The organism is Mesorhizobium erdmanii (assembly GCF_013170725.1).
Classification (GTDB): domain Bacteria; phylum Pseudomonadota; class Alphaproteobacteria; order Rhizobiales; family Rhizobiaceae; genus Mesorhizobium; species Mesorhizobium erdmanii.
In genome coordinates, this window is the sequence record NZ_CP033361.1 from 764,440 (window position 1) to 788,266 (window position 23,827).

General features: G+C 64.6%; 19 protein-coding genes. 9 read left to right on the forward strand and 10 right to left on the reverse strand.

The window, feature by feature from the left end; genetic code table 11:
• Both EB233_RS03570 and EB233_RS03575 read left to right on the forward strand, forming a co-directional pair.
• Positions 1-1,116, forward strand: coding sequence for an NAD(P)/FAD-dependent oxidoreductase (locus tag EB233_RS03570; RefSeq protein WP_064990055.1), 1,116 nt, complete (start codon positions 1-3; stop codon positions 1,114-1,116).
• A gap of 72 nt (positions 1,117-1,188) precedes the next feature.
• Positions 1,189-3,273: an ABC transporter ATP-binding protein/permease gene (locus EB233_RS03575; protein WP_064990054.1), complete on the forward strand. Its 2,085-nt coding sequence runs from the start codon at positions 1,189-1,191 to the stop codon at positions 3,271-3,273.
• Here EB233_RS03575 and EB233_RS03580 read toward each other — a convergent pair whose 3' ends face one another.
• Positions 3,274-4,788, reverse strand: coding sequence for a malonate--CoA ligase (locus EB233_RS03580; RefSeq protein ID WP_064990053.1), 1,515 nt, complete (start codon positions 4,786-4,788; stop codon positions 3,274-3,276).
• On the opposite strand from EB233_RS03580, the gene EB233_RS03585 reads away from it, so the two are divergent.
• Positions 4,787-4,948, forward strand: a complete 162-nt coding sequence (locus EB233_RS03585; protein WP_155765367.1) for a hypothetical protein — start codon at positions 4,787-4,789, stop codon at positions 4,946-4,948. The two genes, EB233_RS03580 and EB233_RS03585, sit on opposite strands and share 2 nt — an antisense overlap.
• Positions 4,949-4,974: 26 nt before the next feature.
• Here EB233_RS03585 and EB233_RS03590 read toward each other — a convergent pair whose 3' ends face one another.
• The 4 genes from EB233_RS03590 to EB233_RS03605 all read right to left on the reverse strand — a co-directional run bounded on the left by EB233_RS03590 (position 4,975) and on the right by EB233_RS03605 (position 12,822).
• Positions 4,975-5,718, reverse strand: coding sequence for a GntR family transcriptional regulator (locus EB233_RS03590; RefSeq protein ID WP_064990052.1), 744 nt, complete (start codon positions 5,716-5,718; stop codon positions 4,975-4,977).
• Between the two features lie 401 nt (positions 5,719-6,119).
• A complete protein-coding gene (rpe, locus tag EB233_RS03595; RefSeq protein ID WP_027052834.1) occupies positions 6,120-6,797 on the reverse strand; it encodes a ribulose-phosphate 3-epimerase in 678 nt (225 codons plus the stop codon).
• Between the two features lie 201 nt (positions 6,798-6,998).
• Positions 6,999-10,850 carry a DUF7929 domain-containing protein gene (locus EB233_RS03600; protein ID WP_064990051.1) on the reverse strand — a complete coding sequence of 1,284 codons (3,852 nt, stop codon included), beginning with the start codon at positions 10,848-10,850 and terminating at the stop codon, positions 6,999-7,001.
• 10 nt (positions 10,851-10,860) lie between these two features.
• Positions 10,861-12,822: an NHL repeat-containing protein gene (locus EB233_RS03605; RefSeq protein ID WP_081294129.1), complete on the reverse strand. Its 1,962-nt coding sequence runs from the start codon at positions 12,820-12,822 to the stop codon at positions 10,861-10,863.
• A gap of 489 nt (positions 12,823-13,311) precedes the next feature.
• On the opposite strand from EB233_RS03605, the gene dnaK reads away from it, so the two are divergent.
• From dnaK to EB233_RS03635, 6 genes are all read left to right on the forward strand, one after another.
• Entirely contained in the window at positions 13,312-15,228 is a 1,917-nt protein-coding gene (gene dnaK, locus EB233_RS03610; protein WP_064990049.1) for a molecular chaperone DnaK, read from the forward strand.
• A gap of 223 nt (positions 15,229-15,451) precedes the next feature.
• Positions 15,452-16,582: a molecular chaperone DnaJ gene (dnaJ, locus tag EB233_RS03615; protein ID WP_027052830.1), complete on the forward strand. Its 1,131-nt coding sequence runs from the start codon at positions 15,452-15,454 to the stop codon at positions 16,580-16,582.
• A gap of 149 nt (positions 16,583-16,731) precedes the next feature.
• Entirely contained in the window at positions 16,732-17,337 is a 606-nt protein-coding gene (gene pmtA / locus EB233_RS03620) for a phospholipid N-methyltransferase PmtA (RefSeq protein ID WP_064990048.1), read from the forward strand.
• 211 nt (positions 17,338-17,548) lie between these two features.
• A complete protein-coding gene (locus tag EB233_RS03625; protein ID WP_064990047.1) occupies positions 17,549-18,145 on the forward strand; it encodes an NADPH-dependent FMN reductase in 597 nt (198 codons plus the stop codon).
• 11 nt (positions 18,146-18,156) lie between these two features.
• Complete coding sequence (gene pyrF / locus EB233_RS03630; protein WP_064990046.1) at positions 18,157-18,870, forward strand: orotidine-5'-phosphate decarboxylase; 714 nt, start codon at positions 18,157-18,159, stop codon at positions 18,868-18,870.
• 30 nt (positions 18,871-18,900) lie between these two features.
• Positions 18,901-19,188 carry a DUF1330 domain-containing protein gene (locus tag EB233_RS03635; protein WP_027052826.1) on the forward strand — a complete coding sequence of 96 codons (288 nt, stop codon included), beginning with the start codon at positions 18,901-18,903 and terminating at the stop codon, positions 19,186-19,188.
• Positions 19,189-19,287: 99 nt separating this feature from the next.
• Here EB233_RS03635 and EB233_RS03640 read toward each other — a convergent pair whose 3' ends face one another.
• The 5 genes from EB233_RS03640 to EB233_RS03660 all read right to left on the reverse strand — a co-directional run bounded on the left by EB233_RS03640 (position 19,288) and on the right by EB233_RS03660 (position 23,705).
• Positions 19,288-20,346: a D-alanine--D-alanine ligase family protein gene (locus tag EB233_RS03640; RefSeq protein ID WP_064990045.1), complete on the reverse strand. Its 1,059-nt coding sequence runs from the start codon at positions 20,344-20,346 to the stop codon at positions 19,288-19,290.
• 128 nt (positions 20,347-20,474) lie between these two features.
• Positions 20,475-21,356 carry an SMP-30/gluconolactonase/LRE family protein gene (locus EB233_RS03645; protein ID WP_064990044.1) on the reverse strand — a complete coding sequence of 294 codons (882 nt, stop codon included), beginning with the start codon at positions 21,354-21,356 and terminating at the stop codon, positions 20,475-20,477.
• Positions 21,356-21,994, reverse strand: a complete 639-nt coding sequence (locus EB233_RS03650; RefSeq protein WP_027052823.1) for a 2-dehydro-3-deoxy-6-phosphogalactonate aldolase — start codon at positions 21,992-21,994, stop codon at positions 21,356-21,358. The genes EB233_RS03645 and EB233_RS03650 overlap by 1 nt, the downstream gene beginning before the upstream one ends.
• The gene (locus EB233_RS03655; RefSeq protein WP_064990043.1) at positions 21,991-22,941 is read right to left on the reverse strand and encodes a 2-dehydro-3-deoxygalactonokinase; all 951 of its coding nucleotides are present in this window, start codon (positions 22,939-22,941) and stop codon (positions 21,991-21,993) included. Before EB233_RS03655 ends, EB233_RS03650 begins: the two co-directional genes overlap by 4 nt.
• Positions 22,938-23,705, reverse strand: a complete 768-nt coding sequence (locus EB233_RS03660) for an SDR family NAD(P)-dependent oxidoreductase (protein ID WP_064990042.1) — start codon at positions 23,703-23,705, stop codon at positions 22,938-22,940. Before EB233_RS03660 ends, EB233_RS03655 begins: the two co-directional genes overlap by 4 nt.
• Positions 23,706-23,827 lie beyond the last annotated feature (122 nt).

The following is a 23,827-nucleotide window of genomic DNA, read 5'->3' on the forward strand; positions in this document are numbered from 1 at the left end:
ATGCAGACTATCGATTGTGTCGTCGTCGGAGCCGGCGTCGTCGGACTTGCCATCGCCAGGGCGCTCGCTCAGTCGGGCCGTGAGGTGGTTGTGGTCGAACAGGCCGACGCAATCGGCACCGTCACCAGTTCGCGCAACTCCGAAGTCATCCATGCCGGGCTCTATTATGCGCCGGGAAGCCTGAAGGCCCGGCTCTGCGTCGAAGGGCGCCAACGTCTCTACGCCTACTGCGCCGAGCACGACGTTGCCCACAAGCGTGCCGGCAAGCTGATCGTCGCCAGCGAGGCCGGCCAGATCGAAGGACTGCGGAAGATCGAGGCCAATGCGCGGCGCTGCGGGGTCGACGATCTCCAGTTCCTGACGCAGGGCGAAGCTGAGAGCCTGGAACCGGCCCTGGCATGCGCCGGGGCGCTCTTGTCGCCATCGACCGGCATCGTCGACAGCCACGCGCTGATGCTCTCGCTGCGCGGCGACGCGGAAGCCGCCGGCGCATCCTTCGCTTTCCTCACCGCGTTCGCCGGGGCGACGCTCGATACCGACGGAATCCGGATCGACACGCGCGATGCCGGCGGCGAGACCTTCGCCCTGGAAGCAGCCGCCTTCATCAATGCCGCCGGCCTCGACGCGCAGGCCTTGGCCCACCGGATCGACGGCTTCCCACAGGGGCTCATCCCCAGGCAATGGCTGGCGCGCGGAAACTACTTCTCCCTTCCAGGGCGATCGCCCTTTTCGCGGCTGATCTATCCGGTGCCGGTCGAAGGTGGCCTCGGTGTCCATCTGACGCTCGACCTTGGCGGCAGTGCGCGCTTTGGGCCCGATGTCGAATGGATCGACCGGGTGGACTATACCGTCGATCCCGGCCGAAGCGGCGTCTTCTACGAAGCGATCCGGCGCTATTGGCCCGAGCTTGCCGACGGCGCCTTGCAGCCGGCCTATGCCGGTATCAGGCCGAAACTGTCCGGCCCAGGCCAGCCGGCGGCCGATTTCATGATCCAGGGCCCGGCCGATCATGGCGCCGGGCGGATCGTCAATCTGTTCGGCATAGAGAGCCCCGGCCTGACCGCGAGCCTGGCGATTGCCGACCATGTCGTCGAGCTGCTGCATACGCGATTATAAGCGTCGCCGGGAATTCGTCCGCTCAGGCTGATGCCGTGAAACCTTTTGATTTCGAGGTCGTTGTCGGAGCGCATGTCCGAGGCGAAACCCAAATCGACACCTGCCGACGGGATCAAACCGGACGGCGCACCGAAGCCGAGGCGAGGCAAGCCCCGACGACAAAAACCGCGCGACGAGGGGTCGCGCCACGAGGTTCCACGCAAGAAGAAGCCGCGCGAGAAGAACGCGTCGGCCGTCGAAGCGGCCGCGCCCGAAGTCGTCGACGAAACACCGCCGCCGGAGGCCGTCGAACCCGATCCGGAGCTGGCGCCCGAGGCGGCCGAACAGGCGCGTAAAAAATACCTGCTGAAGCGGTTCTGGATCAGCGGGCGCGGCTATTGGGGACGGCATGGCGACAAGCTTGGCTGGCCGTTGACGGTCGGGCTGCTGATCCTGATCGTCGTCAATGTCGGTTTCCAATACGGGATCAATGTCTGGAACCGCTCGATCTTCGATGCCATCGAAAAGCGCGACGCACACACGGTCTATTTCCTCAGCGCGGTGTTCGTGCCGCTCGTGCTCGGCAGCCTCGGCCTTGTCGTCGCGCAGGTCTATCTGCGCATGACCATGCAGCGCCGCTGGCGCTCCTGGCTGACCACCTCCGTGATCGCGCGCTGGCTCGCCAATGGCCGCTATTACCAGCTGAACCTGGTGCAGGGCGACCACCAGAACCCCGAAGCCCGCCTCTCGGAAGATCTGCGGGTCGCCACCGAGGCGCCGGTCGATTTCGTCGCCGGCGTGATTGTCGCCACCCTGTCGGCCTCGACCTTCATCGTGGTGCTGTGGACGATCGGCGGCGCCTTGAGCTTCACCCTGGGAGGCTCGACCTTCACCGTGCCCGGCTTCCTCGTCATCACGGCGGTGATCTATGCCGCGATCACCTCAACCTCGATGTTCGTCATCGGCCGGGATTTCGTGCGGCTGTCGGAGGAGAAGAACCAAAAGGAAGCCGAGTTCCGCTACGTGCTGACGCGCGTGCGCGAAAACGGCGAGAGCATCGCCTTGCTCGGCGGCGAGGAGGAGGAACGCAGCGGCATCGACAGGACCTTTGCCGGCGTGCTGAAGCGATGGGCGCAACTGACCGGGCAGCATATGCGCACGGCCCTGGTCTCGCAGGGCTCGAGCCTGTTCGCGCCGGTGGTGCCGGTGCTGCTGTGCGCGCCAAAGTTTCTTGAAGGCTCGATGTCGCTCGGACAAGTCATGCAGGCCGCCTCCGCCTTCGCCATCGTGCAGGGCGCGTTCGGCTGGCTGGTCGACAACTACCCGCGCCTCGCCGACTGGAACGCGTCGGCACGCCGCATCGCCTCGCTGATGATGTCGCTCGACGGGCTGGAGCGCGCCGAGCAGAGCGACGAGCTGGGCCGTATTGTTCACGGCGAGACCAAGGGCGATACGATGCTCTCCCTCGACAATCTATCGGTGACGCTCGACGATGGCACGTCCGTGGTCAAGGAAACGGAGGTCGCGGTCGAAGCCGGGGAACGGGTGCTGGTCTCGGGCGAATCCGGCTCGGGCAAGTCGACGCTGGTGCGGGCGATCGCCGGCCTGTGGCCATGGGGAAGCGGCAGCGCCAATTTCCACCCGGACAAGCGATTGTTCATGCTGCCGCAGCGGCCCTACATCCCGTCCGGCACGTTGCGCCGGGTGGTCGCCTACCCCGCCGCCGCCGACAATTGGAAACTCGAACAGATCAAGGGTGCCCTCGACAAGGTCGGCCTCACCCATCTCGCCGGCCGGATCAAGGAGGAGGCGCCCTGGGACCAGACCCTGTCGGGCGGCGAAAAACAACGGGTCGCTTTCGCGCGCCTTTTGCTGCATCGCCCGGACATCGTGGTACTGGACGAGGCGACCTCGGCGCTGGACGAGAAGAGCCAGGACCAGATGATGGCGACGGTGATCCGCGAATTGCCTGATGTCACCATCGTCAGCGTGGCACACCGCGCCGAACTGGAGGCCTTCCACACCCGCAAGATCACGTTGGAGCGACGCAAGGGCGGCGCGAAACTGGTCGGGGACATCGACCTTATGCGGCGCAAGCGCAAACGCGGCCTGTTTCAGCGCGCCTTGTGGGGCTCCAGCGCTCGAAACGAAAAGCCGCGCAAGCCGTCGAACCGCTGATCAGGTGGCATAGAGACCCTTATAGGCATCGCGCAGGAGATTCTTCTGCACCTTGCCCATGGTGTTGCGCGGTAATTCGTCGACGAAGATCACCTGCTTCGGGTGCTTGTACCTGGCCAGGCGGCCGGCGATGGCACTGATGATCTCCGCCCCGGTGATCCGCGCCCCCGGTGTCCGCACGACGACCGCGGTGACGCCTTCGCCAAAATCCGGATGGGCAACGCCGATGACGGCGCTTTCCAAGACCCCGTCAAGCGCGTCTATCTCGCTTTCGAGTTCCTTCGGATAGATGTTGTAGCCGCCCGAGATGATCAGGTCCTTACCGCGGCCGACGATATGGACATAACCGTCGGCGTCGACGATGCCGAGATCGCCGGTGATGAAGAAGCCATCGGCGCGGAATTCCGCTTTGGTCTTTTCCGGCATGCGCCAATAACCGCCAAACACGTTCGGGCCCTTGACCTCGATCATGCCGACCTGCCCTTGCGCCAACGGCTTGCCGCTGTCGGGGTCGGCGATGCGCAGCGCCACGCCAGGCAGGGGGAAGCCGACCGTGCCGGCGCGCCGTTCGCCCTCATAGGGGTTGGAGGTGTTCATGTTGGTCTCGGTCATGCCGTAGCGTTCGAGGATGGCGTGGCCGGTGCGCTCTCGCCAGGCCTTGTGCGTCTCCGCCAGCAGCGGCGCCGAGCCGGACACGAACAGGCGGATATTCTTCGCCGCCTCGCGGTCCAGGCCGTCCTGCTGCAGCAGCCTGGTATAGAAGGTCGGCACGCCCATCAGTGCCGTCGCGCGCGGCAGCAGGGAGACGATGCGGGCAGGATCGAATTTCTGCTCGAACAGCATCGCGGCGCCGGCCATCAGGATGACGTTGGTGGCGACGAACAGCCCGTGAGTATGGAAGATCGGCAGCGCGTGGATCAGCACGTCGCCCGATGTGAAGCGCCATTGATCGACCAGCACCCGCGCGTTCGAGGCGAGGTTTTCGTGGCTGAGCATCGCGCCCTTCGAGCGTCCGGTGGTTCCCGAAGTGTAGAGGATTGCCGCGAGATCATCCGCGCCGCGTTCGACATCGTGAAAATCCGACGGCAGGCGCGAGGCCTGGTCCGTAAGGGAGCCGCGGCCATTGCGGTCGAGCGTGACCACGACGGCGCCGGATGGCTCGATCATGCGCGCGATATCCGCCGCCTTTGCCGGATCGCAGACGATGACACGAGGTGCCGCATCCCCGAAGAAATAGCCGAGCTCGGTCAGCGTGTAAGCGGTGTTGAGCGGGAGGAAGACGGCACCGGCGCGCACGCAGGCGAGATAGAGCAGCAGCGCTTCCGGGCTCTTCTCGACCTGCACGGCGACCCGGTCGCCAGGCTCGACGTCCATTTGCAGAAGCGCATGGGCGAACTGCGCCGACCGCGCCAGCATGTCGCCATAGCTCAGCCAACGCCCGTCATCGGTCTCCATCAACAGGCGCTCCGGCGCCGGCATCCGGGACCGAAACGCATCGAACAGATGATTGCTCATGAAGTTTCCCCGCGATGACGGCAATGGCGACGCCCGCAATGCTTCAGAATGGCATGACTCGGCGGCGAAGAGTTCGCGTTTCCCCGCCATGCCGTCAAGACTGGAGATGGCCCTCGAGCGCGTCACTTCCAACGAAAAGGCCGTGAGCGATGGCGGCTAACTTAAGTCCGCGAAGGGGAAATGCCGTTACCGTCGGGCGCGTTCTGGAGAAGCGGCGGCTTTTGAGGCTTCGCCTTGCTTGAAGCGTTCCATGCACATGGCGGCGGTCAGCTGGTAGTGATCGATCAAGGCCTGGACGGCGCCGTCGGCATTGCCGTCCAGCGCGCATTCGGCGATCAGGCGGTGTTCGCCGAAGTCGTCGCGCCGGGCGCTTTCGCCGTCATTGGCCATTTGCCGGTAGCGATAGGCGTGATCGGACAGCTGATCGCAAAAACCCACCAGCCAGTGCGACCGGCAGGCCGAGATCAGCACCCGGTGGAAGGTGCGGTGCAATTTCTCCCAGTCCGGATCGAGCGACGAGCGATTTTCCCGCGAAAGGCGTGAGGCACGGCCCAGGCGATGCAACGCCAGCACCAGCTGCTCTTCCCATTCGGCGGTGCGGTGGGCGATGGATTCGCGAAGCGCCCGCTCCTCGAGCCAGCAGCGGGTGCGCGTCAGCTCCTCGAGCTCCGCCGCGCTGACCGGCATGACAAAAAAGCCGCGCTGGTCGTGGCGGCCGAGAAGGCCTTCGGAGGCAAGGCGATTGAGGGCTTCGCGAACCGGGGAGGCGCCGGCGCCATACTTGGAAACAACCCACTCTACCCGCAGCTTGCTTTCGGTTTCGAGAGCGCCGCCGAGCAGATCATCACGCAACTGCTGATAGACCGTGCTGGCAAGCGTGCTCTTGGGTGTTGTGCCTTCGTCCTTCAGGTTGGCGAATCCGTATGTCAAGCTTGACTCCTGTCCCCCATTTCTCTCCGGGCAATTCGAGTCTGAAAATAGTCCTTCCGTACATGTATCCTACAGCCTCCGCGTCAAGAGGCTCAAGCAGGAGAAGACCTTATTGTACTTAAGGACGAAGAAATATGTCCCGATCCGCATCCGTGCGTCGAAACTCGTTGCTCTCCACAACCAGCAGAAACTTAACGTGTTTTGTATGCACGCAGGATCATCTGTTTTTCCGTGGGCCCACGCGAGCATCTTTTCTGTCGCGCGCAAAGACAGCGGCCAGTTCACCCCGAATCAGGCCTTCTGGGCAAATCTGATTCGGCATACCGGGCCCTGGAGGAGCCACGGCTCAGCGACACTTGGCCGGTTTATCGGGCTAAAACGGGAGGTAGCCGGCGGCCTTGTTAGCCGGCGGCCCCATCGGCCGCCGTCCTGATCGCCTCGATGTTGGCGCGGTAAGCCTCGACGCTGCCGCCCCTGAAGATGGCCGCACCCGCCACCAGCACATCGGCGCCTGCTGCTGTCACCAGGGGGGCGGTTTCCGGCGAAACGCCGCCGTCGATTTCGATGTGGATCGGCCGGTCGCCGATCAATGCCTTGACCCGTCTCACCTTGTCGACGATCCCCGGGATGAAGGCCTGACCGCCAAAACCCGGATTGACGGTCATGATCAGGATCAGGTCGAGCCGGTCAAGCACATATTCGATCATCGATTCCGGCGTCGCCGGATTGAGCGACACACCGGCCTTCTTGCCGAGGTTCCTGATGGTCTGCAGCGAGCGGTCGAGATGCGGCCCGGCCTCCGCATGCACCGTCATGCCGTCACAGCCGGCCTCGGCGAAGGCGGCGAGGTAGGGATCGGCCGGCGCGATCATCAGATGGCAGTCGAAAAAGGCCTTGGTGCGGTTGCGGATCGCCTTGATGACAGGCGGACCGAAGGTGATGTTGGGGACGAAATGGCCATCCATGACATCGAGATGGATCCAGTCGGCGCCAGCGGCCGCGACGGCTTCGACCTCGTCACCGAGCTTCGAAAAGTCCGAAGCCAGCACCGACGGTGCGATCAGGGTCTTTTTGCTCATCATGCGGCCTTTCCGGGCGCGCCCTTTCCTTTGGGTCGCTCCGAACCGACTGCCTAAAGCGCTCCTGATGACTTGTCGAGGGTACAAGCGTGGCGGCTCGACAGACCAGAGTGGGTCGCAGCCAAATTCTTGCGCCGCTCCAGGACATCAAAAACCCGCCGGATTGCTCCGGCGGGTTCTGGTCTGGCGTCGAACAGATGACTACTGCTGCTGGAGCTTCAGGATCCTGTTTGGTGCCGGATCCTGCTGCTGGTCGGCCTGCGGCAGGCGCCGCGGCAGGACCTGCAGCAGCAGACCCGGGTTGAGCTCCAGCGACGGCTGACCGCGAATCGGCCGGCAGTTGGGATACCGCCCGACCGTGCCTTCCGGGCAGCGCCGCCTGATGATCGGCTGGCACTGGCCATTGATCATCTGCGAGCCCGGCGCGCATTCGGTCTGTTGCCTGGACTTGCGGCAGGCACCGTCGATCACCTCGGTCCCACGTGGACAGACACAGTCGCCGCGCTTGTTGTGGACCTGGCCGCGTATGTCGCACTGCTGGAGCACCGGACCTGGTCGACGACAGGCGTTGCCCTGCACCTCCGTACCCCTCGGGCAGACGCAATTGCCGTTGGCGTCGTGGACCTGGCCACGGATGGTGCACTGGTCAGGCTTCGGCCGGACCGGTCGGCAGGCGCCGTTGCGCACCTCGGTGCCTTGCGGGCAGACGCAATCGCCGTTGGCGTTCTGGACCTGGCCACGGATGGTGCACTGCTGCGGCCTCGGCCGGACCGGCCGGCAGGCGCCGTTGCGCGCCTCGGTGCCTTGCGGGCAGACGCAATCGCCATTGGCGTCGCGGACCTGGCCGCGAATGGTGCACTGCTGCGGCTTCGGCCTGTCCCTCACACACGCATTCGCTTGCCTGTCGAGATGCGTGCCGTCGGGGCAGTAGCAACCGTTGCCGTCCGAGGTTGGGACCGAACCGGGTATGGCGCAGCCCGGTCGGTCGGTCTTGACGCAGGCGCCGTTCTCCAGATCCGTGCCGCGTGGGCAGACGCAGCGTCCGTCCTCGGTGCGGATCTGGCCTTCGAGCAGCACGCAGCGCGGCGGCACGGGAAGCGGCAGAAGGTTTGTGCCGCCGCCGGTGCACTGGCCGTTGCGGAAGGTGGTGCCTTCCGGGCAGACGCAGCGGCCGGCGTCGTTCATGACGAAGCCCGGCGAGCACTGGTTCTTCACCTCATGCGTGATGACGAAGGGGTGGCACGCATAGGCCTTGCCGCGATCGCCCTGCCCGTTGGCCGCGTCCTTGGACAGCACGTCGCCACCCTGCACCCGCGTGTCGGGAGACAGGACGCCAACGCAGTTCTGGCCGTTGACGTTGCCCTGCAGATTGGCCAGACGTCCGTCATCGGGAATGATCACGGTCACATGATGCGACTGGCTTTCGCCGGCGCCCAGCGTCAGGTTGGCGATGCAGGAGGCCGGCAGTATCGTCGGCTCCGGCGAGCAGCCGAAGGGCGGGTCGATCGAGGTGATCGAAACGCCATCGAGCCGACCGAGACCGTCCACGCCGATCGCATCACCGATGCGAACCGGGCCGGAGAAGGGGCTCGTCCCATCATTTGTCATGGTAATGTCGAACGAGCACGGCTGGCCGATCCGGCATTCGCGGTCGCCGGTCTTCTCGACACGGATGGTCGAAGAGCCGCCGCCCTTGGCGCAGGCCTGGCCGATCGGGTAGACGACATCGTCGCCTTGCGCCGGCCCGTAGGAGCCGCGCGCGCAGTTCTCGAACTCGCCATTGGCCGACACCGTCACGTCGAAGTGCCTGGAGGTTCCGGGCGTCATGACGGCGCCGGGAACCTGGCACGACAGCGTGTTGGCCGGAACCGGTCCGCACGCCCATTCCGCGCCGTCGGGGATGACGGTCTGGATCTGGACGGGCGCGCCGCCCGACACCAGCGTGGCCGCATCGTTGACCCGGACCGGGCCGGTGGGGGCCGCCGTGCCGGCGTTGGACACGGTGATGCGGCAGGAAACGACCGCGGCACCGGCCAGTGAACCGCTGCACACCTTGGTGATGCGCAGGCCAGGCTGGCCGCCATTGGGACGACGGATGCGTTCCTTGGCGCAGGCCTTGTTGTTGGTGAGGTCGACCTCACCGGGGATAGCCTTCACCGCGGCACAATTCTCGACCGTATCCGACTGGTAGCCGGCCGGCATGACCGCCTTGACGAAGATCGGCGTCGAGGCGCCCACGGGCAGCGAGATGCCGGCATTGTCGCAGCGGAACTGGCCGGGGCCGTTCGGACCGCATGTCCAGGGCGGGCTTGGCCCAAAGGTCGACGAGGCCGGCGCGCCGCCGGGGTAGTTGTCGATCACGGTCAACGGCCCGTTATAGGTCGAAGTGCCGTTGTTGATGATGTCGATGATGAAGTAGCAGACGCCGTCCGGCGTACAGACCGGGATGCGCGCGCGCTTCTTCAGGATCAGGTCGACCTTCTTCTCGACCGGCGGCTGGCAGTCGCGGTCACGATCGCCACGGCGGCAGATCGGGATCGAGGCGCAGCCCCTGTCGTTCTGCTGGCTGCCGAACAGCGGCTTGCCGCTGGCCGGATAATTATAGGTGGCGCAGTTGCGCAAGACCTTGCCTTGCCAGCCCCCGGCCGGTTTGAAGCCGAGCTTGAGGTCGACAAAGGCCCCAGGATTGAGCGTGGTTACCGGATAGGTGCAAATCATAGGAGTGGTGCCGGGTACGCAGACCCAGGGCGGATTGGGCCCTGAACTCAGCGTCGAGCCGGCCGGCAGCGTCACCTCGTCGAGCACGATCTTGCCGTTGTAGGGCGCGGTGCCGACATTGGTGACGCGGATGATGAAGTCACAACCGCCGGCCATGGTGCAGCGCGGGACATCGGCGCGTTTCTCGACCTTGAGGTCCGGCTCCTTGTCCCTGGGTGGGCAGCGCTGGTCACGCGGGATGACGATGTCGATGGTCTGCGTGCAGCACAGGCCCCAGCCCTCTTTCGGCCCGGCATAGGTCTCGATGCCGGTGACGATGATGTGGATGACGTCGCCGGGCGATGCGCCGACGATCTTCCAGTTGAGCACGCCGCCGCCCGGAGGCACCAGCTGGGTGTCGGGGATGACGGTGATGCCGGGCGTCGTGGTCGATACCTGCACCCACTTGCCGCCCATCTCAGGGCCGACCGGCATATGGTAGATGAAGGCACCGCCGCCGGGCACGCAATCGACCGTGCCGCGTTCCACCTTGAAGCATTCCTTGCCGGGTGGCGGCGGCGGGGGTTCGCATTTGGTGACATCGATCTTGATCGAGGTCTTCACGCCGGTCTTGTAGTCGCCGTCGTCGGGCTTGCCCGGATCCTGCGACGGGATGATGGTCCCGGTGCCGGCTCCGTTGCTGACCTTGATCAGGCCCTGGTTGTCGACGCTGGTCGGCGAGGGAAACGCCGCGTGGTCGATCTTGGCCGTGATCTGGAAATTGATGACGCGTTCATTGGCAGCACCGGCGCCGTCGAGATCGGCGGCGGACAGCCGGAAATCGGAGACTGTCGCCGTATCGTTGGGACCGGCCGAATTGCTGATCGACGCGCCCGGCATGGGTCCGCCCGAGGCATCCGTGCCGTCGCCGGACACGTTGACATTGACGATGGCAAGGCCGTGCGGGAGCTGGTCCTTGAACTCGATCTTGAGTTTCTTCAGCAGCGCCACCAGACCGGGATCGGCAAAGCCCTGCGGATCACCGCGCAGGCCGAAACTCAGGGAGTAGACGACATAGTCGCAGCCCCTCTGGGTGCCTCTCTTGGTGAAGAACGGCACGACCCGCTCCGGCCTCGGATTGACGACCCGCGAATTGTCTAGGTCGAGCCTCAGTTCCGGGGTGATCGGAGCCGCATCTTCGGCGTGGCTTTGCACGGGGGTGAGCATGGCGACCGCGACACCGGCCGCCATCAGCCAGCGCGCGCCGCGCCTGGCGTATGACAGGGGTTTCATGATCGTCTCCATGACGGTTTTTTGAGCGTTCGTCGCGAATGAGGACGGGGCAAGAATGTTCATCTTTCCCTCCTCAACGTTCGCAACTGACGGCTGGCGTGCGGAGCGGCAAGGTCATCTTGCAGCAAGGGTAATAGCCACCCTTGTCCTTGTCGGACTTCCTGTAGAAGCAAAGTCCAACATCCACTCTGTCGCCCGGATAATGGCCGGTGATGTTGATCGTGTACGGCTTGCCAGGCGCATGCGACATGGGTGAGGTCACCGCGACGCCTGGCGTCCTGGACTGGGCCTTGATCGAATCGCCGCCGAAGCCGGCATGGTCATGGAGATAGAGATCGGCCTCGAGGCCAGAAGGCGTGCAGTAATACTGGACGTCTTCGACATCGAGACACGGGGGCAGATTGCCGGGCGGTGGGAAGTCCGGCGGATAGAAGGGTGGCAGATAGCCGCCCGGAATTTCTTCATAATAGCCGGCACGGCCCTCGCAGGGATGCCAGACGGCAACATCGCCGACATGGCCTTCCACTTCCGGGTCCTCGAAATAACCGTCGAAGTCGACGAGCCAGGAGCCGAAGGGCGGCACGTTGGCCGGCTTGACCAGGTCCTTTGGCGTGATCTGCACGCCGTGCACGCCGAGCGGCCCGCCGGCGGCGAGCCGCTCGGCGAGTTCAGGATTGTCGCGCAATTTGTCGCCGGTATTGACCAGCGTCTGCGTACAGACCGAGGTGTCGAGATTGCCGTCGGCGTCATAGCCATATTGCAGGTCGAGGCCGCCGGCCGACTGCCTGTTGCCTTGCGGAAAACCGACAGCGTATTCCTGCGGCACCTCCACCCAGACCGACTCCGTTGCCGGATCGTCCGGGTTTTCGCGCCAATAGCGGATGACCTCGCCCTTGCCGGAATCGGCGAACCGGCTGTAATCGTAGCGGTTCTCGACCGGGCCGCGCTGGGCCAGATACATGAAGCCGCTGTTGTCGAAGGCGATGTCGGTGACGGCGTAGTCCCTGTCGGCCTTGACCGTCAGTTCCCAGCGCGGATCGCCGGCAAAGGTGCCGTCGCGGGCGATGCCCACCGACCAGATTTCGGATTTTTCGCCGACTGAATAGTAGAGCCGGCCGCCATGGTAGGAAACGGCCCAGACGCGGCGCTCGTCCTGCGTGTAGCCCCAGGTCTCGGAGTCTTCCGTGTCGAAGGCGGCACCCTGAATGTCCATCACCGCGCCATCGTCGGCGACGGGAGCCAGGCCATGCGCCGGGCGCCCGGCGACGCCATGGTCGAAGGTGTCGATCAGCCTGCCGGTGGCGTCGATGCGATGGATCAGGCCGGTGTCGAGGTCGGAGGCGAAGAACTGGCGGTGGTTGGGGTCGAAGGTGATGTTGCCGATGCCGGGACCGCTGTTGGTGTCGATGTCGGCGAATTTGGCGACCTGGCCGGTGACGCCGTCGATCTTCCAGATGGTTCCCGGTCCGCCGCCGTTCTCGGTGCCGAACTGGCCGTCCATGAAGGCGGCGCCCGCCGTGCCGCGGCGCTGGCGTTCCGGCCGCCCGTCATTGTCGGCGTCGGGCGTGACGATCTCGATGCCATGCAGCGACGTGGCTGCCGCGTAAAGGTTGGGAATGCCTGACGGAACGCCATCGCGCACGCCATCATCATAGGTGAGGCCGAACACCTCGCCGATCTGGCCTGATGTCACCTCGAAAGGCGGCGGCGTGAAGACCAGTTGGCCCGCGGCCGGCCCGCCAAGGTGCGAAACGTCGAAGACGCGCAAGGTGGCGCGCGTGGTGTCGATGAAGGTTTCGTCGACCGGATCGACGCCCGGCGGCAGGCCCGCATCCAAATTGGGAATGACGGTCCCGGGGAAGCCGGTGACCGCCATCGAGCCGGGATAGATCATCTGGGTTTCCTGCGCCTTGGCGCCGCTGCCAAGCCACAGGCTGGCGGCAAGCGCAAAGGCCAGCAATCCGCCGCCGGCATGGGCCGCACGGGCCAAATGGCCATAGAAAGACGATGCGAGCGAGCCGCGGATGCGAGACATGACACTACCCCCGTAGTCCAGGGCAGAAACGTCCGGAGTCGCCGCGCAGATCAGGGCAAGGCGCGGTGGTCCGGCTCGTTCTTCCCTGATCGAATTGTCTGCTTTCCTCGAAGTCACGATACGCCTGCTCTTCCGCAGGGTCAACGGAATCAACGGAAAGCCCAGCGCATCGACCCCGTCCCGAAGGCGGTGGTCGCGCCGAGTTCCTGTTGTTCCCGGAGACCGCGGAGCCTCTGGGTTGCTGGTCATGGGGGGCTTCCTTTTCGGGCCGCACCATGCGGCTCCTAGACCTCAGTCGCGGACGAAGGTGGAAAGGTTCATGGAAGCCTCGCGCAGAATGCTTGCGCGCCGCATCGCCTGTTCTTATATACGCGCCAAGCCGTACGGCACCGGCACACCGGTTGCGGTACGGGATTTCTTGTGAACAGGGGCTTTCGTCGGAACGCCTTCATGGGTCCTGAAAGCCTGCTTAGAGGAGAGACTAGAAAAATGGCAAAAGTAATCGGTATCGATCTCGGCACCACGAATTCCTGCATCGCCATCATGGATGGCAAGGAGCCCAAGGTAATCGAGAATGCGGAAGGCGCGCGCACTACGCCTTCCATCGTCGCCATCTCGGGCGACGGCGAACGTCTCGTCGGCCAGCCGGCCAAGCGCCAGGCGGTCACCAACCCTGAAAACACCATCTTCGCGGTCAAGCGCCTGATCGGCCGCCGCTATGACGACCCGGTGACGGAGAAGGACAAGAAGCTTGTCCCCTACAAGATCGTCAAGGGCGACAATGGCGATGCATGGGTCGAAGCCGGCGGCAAGAAGCAGTCGCCGAGCCAGATCTCGGCCATGATCCTGCAGAAGATGAAGGAAACGGCGGAAGCCTATCTCGGCGAGAAGGTCGAGAAAGCGGTCATCACCGTTCCGGCCTATTTCAACGACGCCCAGCGCCAGGCGACCAAGGATGCCGGCAAGATCGCCGGCCTGGAAGTGCTGCGCATCATCAACGAGCCGACGGCCGCGGCGCTTGCCTACGGCCTCGACAAGAAGGATGGCAAGACCATTGCCGTCTATGACCTTGGCGGCGGCACCTTCGACATTTCGGTGCTCGAAATCGGCGACGGCGTGTTCGAGGTGAAGTCGACCAATGGCGACACCTTCCTCGGCGGCGAGGATTTCGACATGCGTCTGGTCGAATACCTGGCGGCCGAGTTCAAGAAGGAACAGGGCATCGACCTGAAGAACGACAAGCTTGCCTTGCAGCGCCTCAAGGAGGCCGCGGAAAAGGCCAAGATCGAGCTGTCGTCGACAACCCAGACCGAAATCAACCTGCCCTTCATCACCGCTGACGCGACCGGGCCGAAGCACCTGACGCTGAAGCTGACGCGCGCCAAGTTCGAAAGCCTGGTCGAAGACCTCGTCCAGCGCACCATCGACCCCTGCAAGGCGGCGCTCAAGGATGCCGGCCTGAAGGCTGGCGAGATCGACGAAGTGGTCCTGGTCGGCGGCATGACCCGTATGCCCAAGATCCAGGAGATCGTGAAGCAGTTCTTCGGCAAGGAGCCGCACAAGGGCGTCAATCCCGATGAGGTCGTCGCTCTGGGCGCCGCCATCCAGGCCGGCGTGCTGCAGGGTGACGTCAAGGACGTGCTGTTGCTCGACGTGACGCCGCTGTCGCTCGGCATCGAGACGCTGGGTGGCGTGTTCACGCGGCTGATCGAGCGCAACACGACGATCCCGACCAAGAAGAGCCAGGTGTTCTCGACCGCTGAAGACTCGCAGTCGGCCGTGACCATCCGCGTCTTCCAGGGCGAGCGTGAAATGGCCGCCGACAACAAGGCGCTCGGCCAGTTCGACCTGGTCGGCATTCCGCCGGCCCCGCGCGGCGTACCGCAGATCGAGGTCACTTTCGACATCGACGCCAACGGCATCGTCAATGTTTCGGCCAAGGACAAGGGCACCGGCAAGGAGCACCAGATCCGCATCCAGGCCTCGGGTGGTCTTTCGGACGCCGACATCGAGAAGATGGTGAAGGACGCCGAAGCCAATGCCGACGCCGACAAGAAGCGGCGCGCCGTGATCGAGGCCCGCAATCAGGCCGAGGCGCTGGTGCATTCGTCCGAGAAGTCGCTGAAGGAATATGGCGACAAGGTCTCGGAAGCCGAGCGCACGGCGATTTCCGATGCGATCGCGGCGCTGAAGACCGCCGCCGAGGGCGACGACGCGGCCGACATCGAGGCCAAGAGCCAGGTGCTGGCCGAAGCTTCGATGAAGCTTGGACAGGCCATGTACGAAGCCTCGCAGAAGGAAACGGCCGAAGCCGATGCCAAGGCGGACGCCGCCAAGGACTCCGACGTGGTCGATGCCGATTTCGAGGAAATCGACGGGGACGACGACAAGAAGAAGTCGGCCTGAGCCGGCTGACGGCAAGATAGAGCGGAAAGCCCGGCATAAAGCCGGGCTTTTTTGCAACCTTCGCTGAAAAAGTGCGGAGCCTTGCCGAAAAAGTGACAGAAAAGCCCGGACAGACACACGCCAGCACTGGCATCCGGGCGGCACCAATCCTAAATCGAGACGACGTGCCGGCAAACGACGCAACAATGCAGCAAGACGTTGAGCATCCGGACAGCGGGAAAAAATGAAAGCTGATTTCTACGAAACGCTGGGCGTCCAGAAAGGCGCCGACGAAAAGGAGCTCAAGAGCGCTTTCCGCAAGCTCGCCATGCAGTTCCATCCCGACCGCAACCCCGGCGATCATTCCTGCGAGCATAAGTTCAAGGAAATCAACGAGGCCTACGAGACGCTGAAGGACCCGCAGAAGCGCGCGGCCTATGACCGTTTCGGCCACGCCGCCTTCGAACAGGGTGGCATGAATGGCGGCGCGCAGGGCTTTGGCGCCGGCGGCTTCGCCGACATCTTCGAGGATATTTTCGGCGACATGATGGGTGGGCGGCAGCGCCGTTCGTCCGGCGGCCGCGAACGCGGCGCCGATCTGCGCTACAACATGGAAATCACGCTGGAAGAGGCGTTTGCCGGAAAGACCGCGCAGATCCGCGTGCCGGCCTCGATCTCGTGTACGGAATGCTCGGGGTCCGGTGCAAAGCCCGGCACCCAGCCAGTGACCTGCTCGATGTGCCACGGCCATGGCAAGGTGCGTGCGACGCAAGGCTTCTTCTCGATCGAGCGCACCTGCCCGCAGTGCCAGGGCCGCGGCCAGACCATCAAGGACCCGTGCCCGAAATGCGCCGGCCAAGGCCGCGTCACCGAGGAACGCTCGCTGTCGGTCAACATTCCGGCCGGCATCGAGGATGGCACCCGCATCCGGCTTGCCAATGAGGGCGAGGCCGGCCTGCGCGGCGGGCCTTCGGGCGATCTCTATATCTTCCTGGCGGTGAAGCCACACGAATTCTTCCAGCGCGATGGCGCCGATCTCTATTGCAAGGTGCCCATCTCGATGACGACTGCGGCCCTTGGCGGCTCCTTCGAGGTGACGACGCTGGACGGCACGCAGACCAAGGTGAAGGTGACCGAAGGCACGCAGAACGGGCGTCAGTTCCGTCTCAAGGGCAAGGGCATGCCGGTGCTGCGCCAGCCCAATGTCGGCGACCTCTACATCCAGACCGCGGTCGAGACGCCGCAGAACCTGACCCGCCGCCAGCGCGAGTTGCTCGAGGAGTTCGAACAGCTCTCCTCGCAAGACAATTCGCCCCAATCGAGCGGGTTTTTCGCCCGTATGAAGGACTTCTTCGAATCCTTCGGCGAGCGCTGATAGGATAAGGATAGGGTGGGAATCGATGAAACGCGCCGTGTCTCGGGACGCGACGAAAATCATCTTATCCACGACATGCGTCCCGCCGCGCCTTGCCTTGCGTCAACCAGGTGTTAAGTAGCTTGCGGGGAGCCTTGAGGAGAGCTTGCATGACACGTGGTCACGGACTGCGGAAGGCGCTTGCCGAGAAGTTCGACGACGAGCTCAAATTCTTCAAGGGCTGGATCGACAAGCCGAAGACGGTCGGTTCGATCGTTCCGACTTCCGCTATCACAGCGCGCAAGATGGCCTCGATCGTCAATCCCACGTCCGGCCTGCCGGTGCTGGAGGTCGGACCGGGCACCGGTGTCATCACCCGCGCCATCCTCGCCCAGGGCGTGCGGCCCGAAAACCTCTATGCGGTCGAGTACAATACGGATTTCGTGCGCCATTTGCGCCAGCTCTATCCCGGCGTCAACGTCATCGAGGGCGATGCCTTCAACCTCAACGCCACGCTTGGCGAGAGGAGCGGAATGATCTTCGACAGCGTCGTCTCCGGCGTGCCGCTGCTCAATTTCCCGGTCGCCCAACGCATCGCCTATATAGAGAGCCTGCTCGACCGCATCCCGGCCGGACGGCCGATCGTGCAACTGACCTATGGCCCGATGTCGCCGATCCCGGCCGGCCGTGGCGACTATACGGTCAAGCATTTCGACTTCATTTTCCGCAACATCCCGCCGACGCAGCTTTGGATTTATCGCCGCGAGGCTCATTGATTCCCCGGTGCGGAGCCGGTCGCGATTCCTAGCGCTGGCTGCATACCTTGGCGATTGGCGGGAATATCAATAACTTCGTCATCCATAGGATGACGAAGTTAGGGGCCACGGCCAATGCTGCCCATGCCATCCTCAAATCGGTTCGATTTTTAAGCCAGTGCGTTGATTTGATCGAACCTTGGCTGTACCTGTCCCGGAACAAGGGTGGCCAATGGCAGTGATCCCGAAAATCCTCGTCTTCGCCGGCTCGGTGCGCGGCGGCGCCTATAGCGGCCGGACCGCCGACGTGGCGCAGAAGGAACTTGCGATGCAGGGCGCCGAGGTGACCCGCATTTCGCTTGCCGACTACCCCTTGCCGATCCTCGACGAGGATCTCGAGACGGAAAGAGGCGTTCCCGAAAACGCCGCCAAGCTCGGCCGCCTGCTATCAGCCCATGACGGACTGCTGATCGCCACGCCGGAATATAACGGCTCGATCCCGCCGCTGCTCAAGAACACGATCGACTGGGTGAGCCGCGTGCGCCGGGATGGCGGCCGGCCGGTCAGGCCGCTTGCCGGCAAGGTCGCCGGCCTGTGCTCGTCCTCCAATGGCCACTTCGCCGGCATCCGCTGCATCAACCATCTGCGCGCCGTGCTGGTGCGCTGCCAGATGGAGGTGGTGACGCCGGAATGCTGCGTGCCCGATGGCGGCGACGCTTTCGACGAGGGCGGCAATTTCCGCGACGAACGACTGTACAAATCGATGGAGCACCTATGCCGCACGCTGATCGAAACCTCCCGCATGCTGTCGACCCGGATCGAAGCGTGATTGCAGCAACCATGCAGGTTCAATCCATGCAGGCCAAATCCATGCAGGAGAGATTGATCGTCGGCCTCGACGTGCCGACCGTGAAAGAGGCCGAGCGGGCCGTGCGCGAACTCGACGGCGTCGTCTCCTTCTACAAGATCGGCTATCAGCTGGCCTTTGCCGGCGGGCTCGACTTCGCCAGGGAACTGGCCAGCGGCGGGACAAAGGTCTTCCTCGACATGAAGCTGCTCGACATCGACCACACGGTGGCCAAGGGCGTCGAGAACATCGTCAAGATGGGCATGACCATGCTGACCATCCATGCCTACCCCAAGGCGATGCGGGCGGCGGTGGAGGCGGCCAGGGGCAGTGAGCTTTGCCTGCTCGCCGTCAGCGTGCTGACTTCGATGGATGAGCAGGACATGATCGATGTAGGTTATGAATACGATCCGCACACGCTGGTGCTGAGGCGCTCGGAACAGGCGCTGCATGCCGGCATGGGCGGCATCGTCTGCTCGGCCGCGGAAGCCGAAGCGGTACGCCGCATCGTCGGCCCCGACATCGCGGTGGTGACGCCCGGCATCCGGCCAGCGGGCAGCGACCATGGCGACCAGAAGCGCGTGGTGACACCGGCGCAAGCGATCCGCAACGGCGCCAGCCATCTCGTGGTTGGCCGCCCGGTCGTCGCGGCGAGCGACCGCCGGGCGGCGGCGCAAGCGATCCTCGACGAAATGCGCTCTGCATAGTTTCCAACGAACGGCTTCGGAGAAGAACAAATGCCAAAGGGATACTGGGTCGCCCGCGTCGATGTGCGCGATGCGGAAGGCTATAAGGAGTATGTCGCCACCGCCAAACCCGCCTTCGAGCGGTTCGGTGCGAAATTCCTGGCGCGCGGCGGCGAGCACGAAAAGGCGGAAGGACCCGGCCGCGCCCGCAACGTCATCATCGAGTTTCCGTCGCTGGCCGCGGCGCATGATTGCTACCACTCGCCGGAATATCAGCGCGCCGTCGCCATCCGCCAGAAGGTCGCCGACGGTGAGATCGTGCTGGTCGAGGGGATCTGAAGCGCATCACACTGAAACGGACTCAGGCAACGCGCTTCAAGTCTTTGGTTGATGCATGCCGTTGTCCCAGGATCGCTGTACACTTCTGGGCGACGTGCTTCAGGAGAAGAGCCGGTTCCGGGCGGCTTCGGCCATGGCGTCGGCAAGCTCCAGGCCCCATTGCTGGCGGCAGTAGGCGCGGAAATCGAAGCAGGGCAGGCCGGGGCAGACTTCGAACTCGATGAGATGCGCCGTGTCGTCGGCTTCAACGCGCAGGTCGATGGAAAACACGTCGCGCAGGCCGAGCCCATTGATCAGCCGTTCGGCGATCGCCCTGATCCTGGCATCGGCCCCCGGCTGCAGGTCGGCGACGGCAACGAGCTCCGGTTCGGCATAAAGTCCTGCCGCCTTGGCCGCCTCACCGGTTTCGCCGTAAAGCGCCATACTGTCCGCCATGGTCTGGAAATCGCCGCCTGACTCGACAAAAGCGATACCGAGCGCTTCGATGCCGGTTTGCGGTGCCAGGCCGAGGAAGCTGGCGCGCACATTACGGCCGGCGACATAGGGCTGCACGACGACATCGTCGCGATAGGCGGCGAAGACGCGCCGGCTAAGCTCCAGTGCGTGGCCGAGGTCATGGCTGCGCGAATCCGGCCAGATGCCGATCTTGGCGCCGAGCCGGTTGGGCTTGACGAACCAGCCAACGGCGGAAACAGGCGGCTCGACCAGCCATTTGCCGTCGCGGGCAAGGCCTGCCTGTGGCGCCGGCAGGCCTAGCGCGCCGAGCACGGCGCCGGAGCGGAACTTGTCCTGGCAGAGCGCGAACAGCGCATCGTCGGCGCCGATCGTCGGCAATCCCTTGAGCCTTGCCAGCGCCGGCGCGGCGCCACCACGGAAATAGGCGACACCGTCGGACAGCGTCCAGACCAGCGTGCTTTCCGTATCCGCCTTCTCCAGCACCGCGGCGGCATCGTCGAGCGCCACCGGCGCGAAGGCGATGCCGCGCGCCTCGCAGGCGGCGGCAAGTGCCGCGAAGTCGCGGGCGATATCCGTCGACTGTGCGAGGTAGGACGAGATTTCGATGGCGCGCTGCGGTGGGTAACCGTCTGATATCAAGCGGTCGAAGCAAGCCTTTTCCGGCTCGTAGACAAGGATCAGCGTAGGCCTGTGCGTTGACATGATGCGGCAAGAATCCAGCGGCGCGATGGCCTACCATCGCACGGTGCATGCCATCGGCTTTCGTGAAACCGACCGCGCCGGACGGTTGCGTGATAGTGCCGGCGAAGACCTTTGTCCGCCGCGTCCGTTCAGGCGATCAGCACGCGCGGCTCGAAGCGGCCGTTGACGGGAATGTCGATGAGGAAGGTCATGCCGGCTTGCGGGTCGAGCTTGCGCTGCTTGTCGTCCTTGCCTTTCCAGGCCGAAGTCACCGCCAGACGGTCGGCCTTGGCGCCGACAAAAGCCGGGCACGAGGATTGCCCCGCCGGCATGGATATTTCGCGCAGCAACGTGCCATCTGGCGAATAGGCCTTGACCGCCTTGCCGCCCCAGACAGCGTTCCACAGCACGCCATCGCGATCGACGACCGAGCCGTCGACATAGCCTTTCGAATGGCGATGGTCGACGAACACTTTGGACTCGCCGACCGGCAGGCCCGTCGCCGGATCGCAGGCGACACGCATCAGAAGCCCGGTCGAGGTATCGGTGTAGTAGGCGATCGTCCCGTCTTCCGAAAAACAGATCGAGTTCGACACGGTGATCTCGGAATAAAGCTTGCGCAATTCGCCCTTGAAGAACCAGCAAATCGATCCCGCGCCTTTCGCTTCGTCCTTGGCCATGGTGCCGACCCAGAAGGCGCCGCACGGGTGGACGCGCGAATCGTTGGAGCGTGTCAGCGCATTGTCGGCCTCGATCGCGGTGTGCAGCGTCAGCCTCCCGGTCGCCACGTCGCGGACATGCAGGCCGGTTTCGGTGGCGATCAGCTGGCGCCTGTCGTCGACGATGGCGATGGCGCTGGCCATCTGACCGAGTTCATGGATCTTCAAGACACCGGAGGCGACACCCTGCTCGAGCAACAGCCCGTTGACGATATCGAACCAGAACAGCGCATCGGTGGCGGGGTCGTAGCTCGGCCCCTCGCCAAGCTGGCAGACATGATCGGAAAAGACCGAAACGATCGCTTCGTTCATCATGCCTCTCCGAAAACCACATCCCAGGCGGCGACCGCCGCGTGCGCACGTGCCGCGACGTCGTCGACGCTCATGCCGGGCTTGAACAGGCTGGAACCGAGGCCGAAGACCGTGACTCCCACCGCCTTGTAGCTGGCAAAATCCTTCTCCGAAACGCCGCCGACGGCGCCGACCAGGGTCTGCGCCGGCAGCACCGCCCGGATGGCGGAAATGCCGCCCGCGCCGAGCGCGCTCGCCGGAAAGAATTTCAGGGCCGAGGCACCCAGGCGGATCGCCTGGAACGCTTCGGTGGGCGTGAACACGCCGGGCATGGTGACCATGCCGTAATGCATGGCGCGCGCCATCACTTCCGCATCGATGTTGGGGCTGACCAGGAGCCGCCCGCCAGCTTGATGCAGACCGTCGACATCGGCCGGCGTCAGCACCGTGCCGGCACCGACCAGGGCCGACTTGGGCAGCACTTGGGCAATCCTGCCGATCGACGAGAAAGGCTGTGGCGAGTTGAGCGGTACTTCGATCGCCTCGATGCCGGCGTCGAACAGCGCCTGGCCCATGGCGATCGCCTCACTGGGTTTCAGCCCGCGCAGGATGGCGACCAGGCCGCGCTTGAGCTTTGGAAAGGCTGCGGTCTGGGTCATTTGGCGGCTCCAATCATGCCGTTCTCGCGCGCGGCCTCGATGAGCCCGGCGCGCACCGCTTCATCGGCGTCGACGGTGCGGAAGGCAAGCCCTGCCAGGTCGAGCGCGGCGCGATAGAGCGAGGCCAGAGCGCCGGAAGCGATCAGCACGACCGGCGCATCGCCGGCGCCATAGCGGCGCTTCGCCGAGGCGATCTCGCCGCCGATCAGAAGCCCGGACAGGCAGGCTGCCGCATCCTGCGACTTCAGGTCCTGCAGGAGCCCGGCGGCGCGGATGGCAAACAGCTTCGAGGTGACGTCGCCACCCTCGCCAAGCGCCCGTTCGCACCATTGCCGGAAGAACGGATTGTCCGCTGTCACCGGAGCCGGATGCTCGCCCAGCGAATGCTTGAGGATCGAATGCGCTGCCAGCACCGAAAACAATTCGCCGGTCGGCCATGTGCCGAAGCCGACAACGGCGCCATCCTCGACCGCGACCCATTTCGAATGCGTGCCGGGCATGCAGGCGAGATGCCGGCCCTTCGCGGGCAAACCGGCGCCGGCAAGCTGTGTCTCTTCGCCGCGCATCACGTCCGGCGCATCGGCCAGGCGCTGGGCAAGGCCCGGCACGATACGGATGTCGCGGCGCTCGCCTTCGATGCGCGCCGCGCCGCGCAGGATGGCGCCGATCGGCGCCGGCACGCCGACATAGGGCGCCTCGATCCAGCCCTGGCGGGAACCGGCCATGCCGCAGATGATGACGGGCAGCGTTTCGGGCGCGCCCATGGCGGCCAGATGACCTTCCAGCACGGTCGCGAACCCCTTTTCGCGCGCGGTGATCAGGCCATCGTCACCGCGACGTTCGGCAAGCACCTTGCCGCCGCCATCGATCAGCCATGCCCGGAGCCGGGTCGTACCCCAATCGAGCGCGGCGACCGCCGGCGCGTTGCCGGCAAACCCCGGGCTCACAGGAAGCCTCCGTCGACGATCAGCATCTGCGCCGTCAGCATGCGCGAGGCGTCCGAGGCGAGGAACAGCACCGTGCCGACCATATCGTCAGGACGCATGACCTCCTTGATGCACTGCTTGGCGACATGGGCGGCAAGCGCCCCTTCGGTTACCCACCGTTCCTGCTGCCGTTCAGTGATCACCCAGCCGGGCGCGACGGCGTTGACGCGGATGCGGTCGGGTCCGAGCTTGCCGGCGAGCCCCTTGGTGAGGCCAAGAATGCCGGCCTTGGCGGCGGTGTAGGCCGGCATGTCCGGGTGGTTGATGAGATAGGATGTCGAGGTGAAGTTGATGATCGAGCCGCCGCCAGCCCGCTTCATGCCCGGCGCTACCGCCTGCGCGGTGAAGAAATGCGGCCGCAGGTTGATCGCCTGGTTGTTGTCCCAGAACTCCACCGTCACGTCTTCGATGGCGTGGCGTTCGTCCCACGCGGCATTGTTGACGAGCACGGTGACATCGCCATGCACTTCCGCCGCTTTGGCCGCCGAGGCGCGCAACGCCTCGATGTCGCGCAGATCGGTCTTGAGGTAGAGCGGCCGGCGACCGAATTCCTTCTCGATGCGGTCGGCAAGCAGCATGCTTGGACCATCGGCGACGTCGATGAAGGCGACATTGGCGCCCTGGCGCACAAAACCCTCGGTCAGGGCCGCGCCGATCCCGGAGCCGCCGCCGGTGATCAGCACCGAGGCTCCCTTGAGGTCGGCAAAATCCGCCGATGGCATCATGTCTCTTCTCTCCGCGCCTGACCGGCGCGCATCCTAGCCACGCAAGTCGCGCGAGCAAGGGCGAAAAGGTCGATTTGCGGGCATATGTCGGACAAAACGACAATGCGCCGCACTGGACGCAA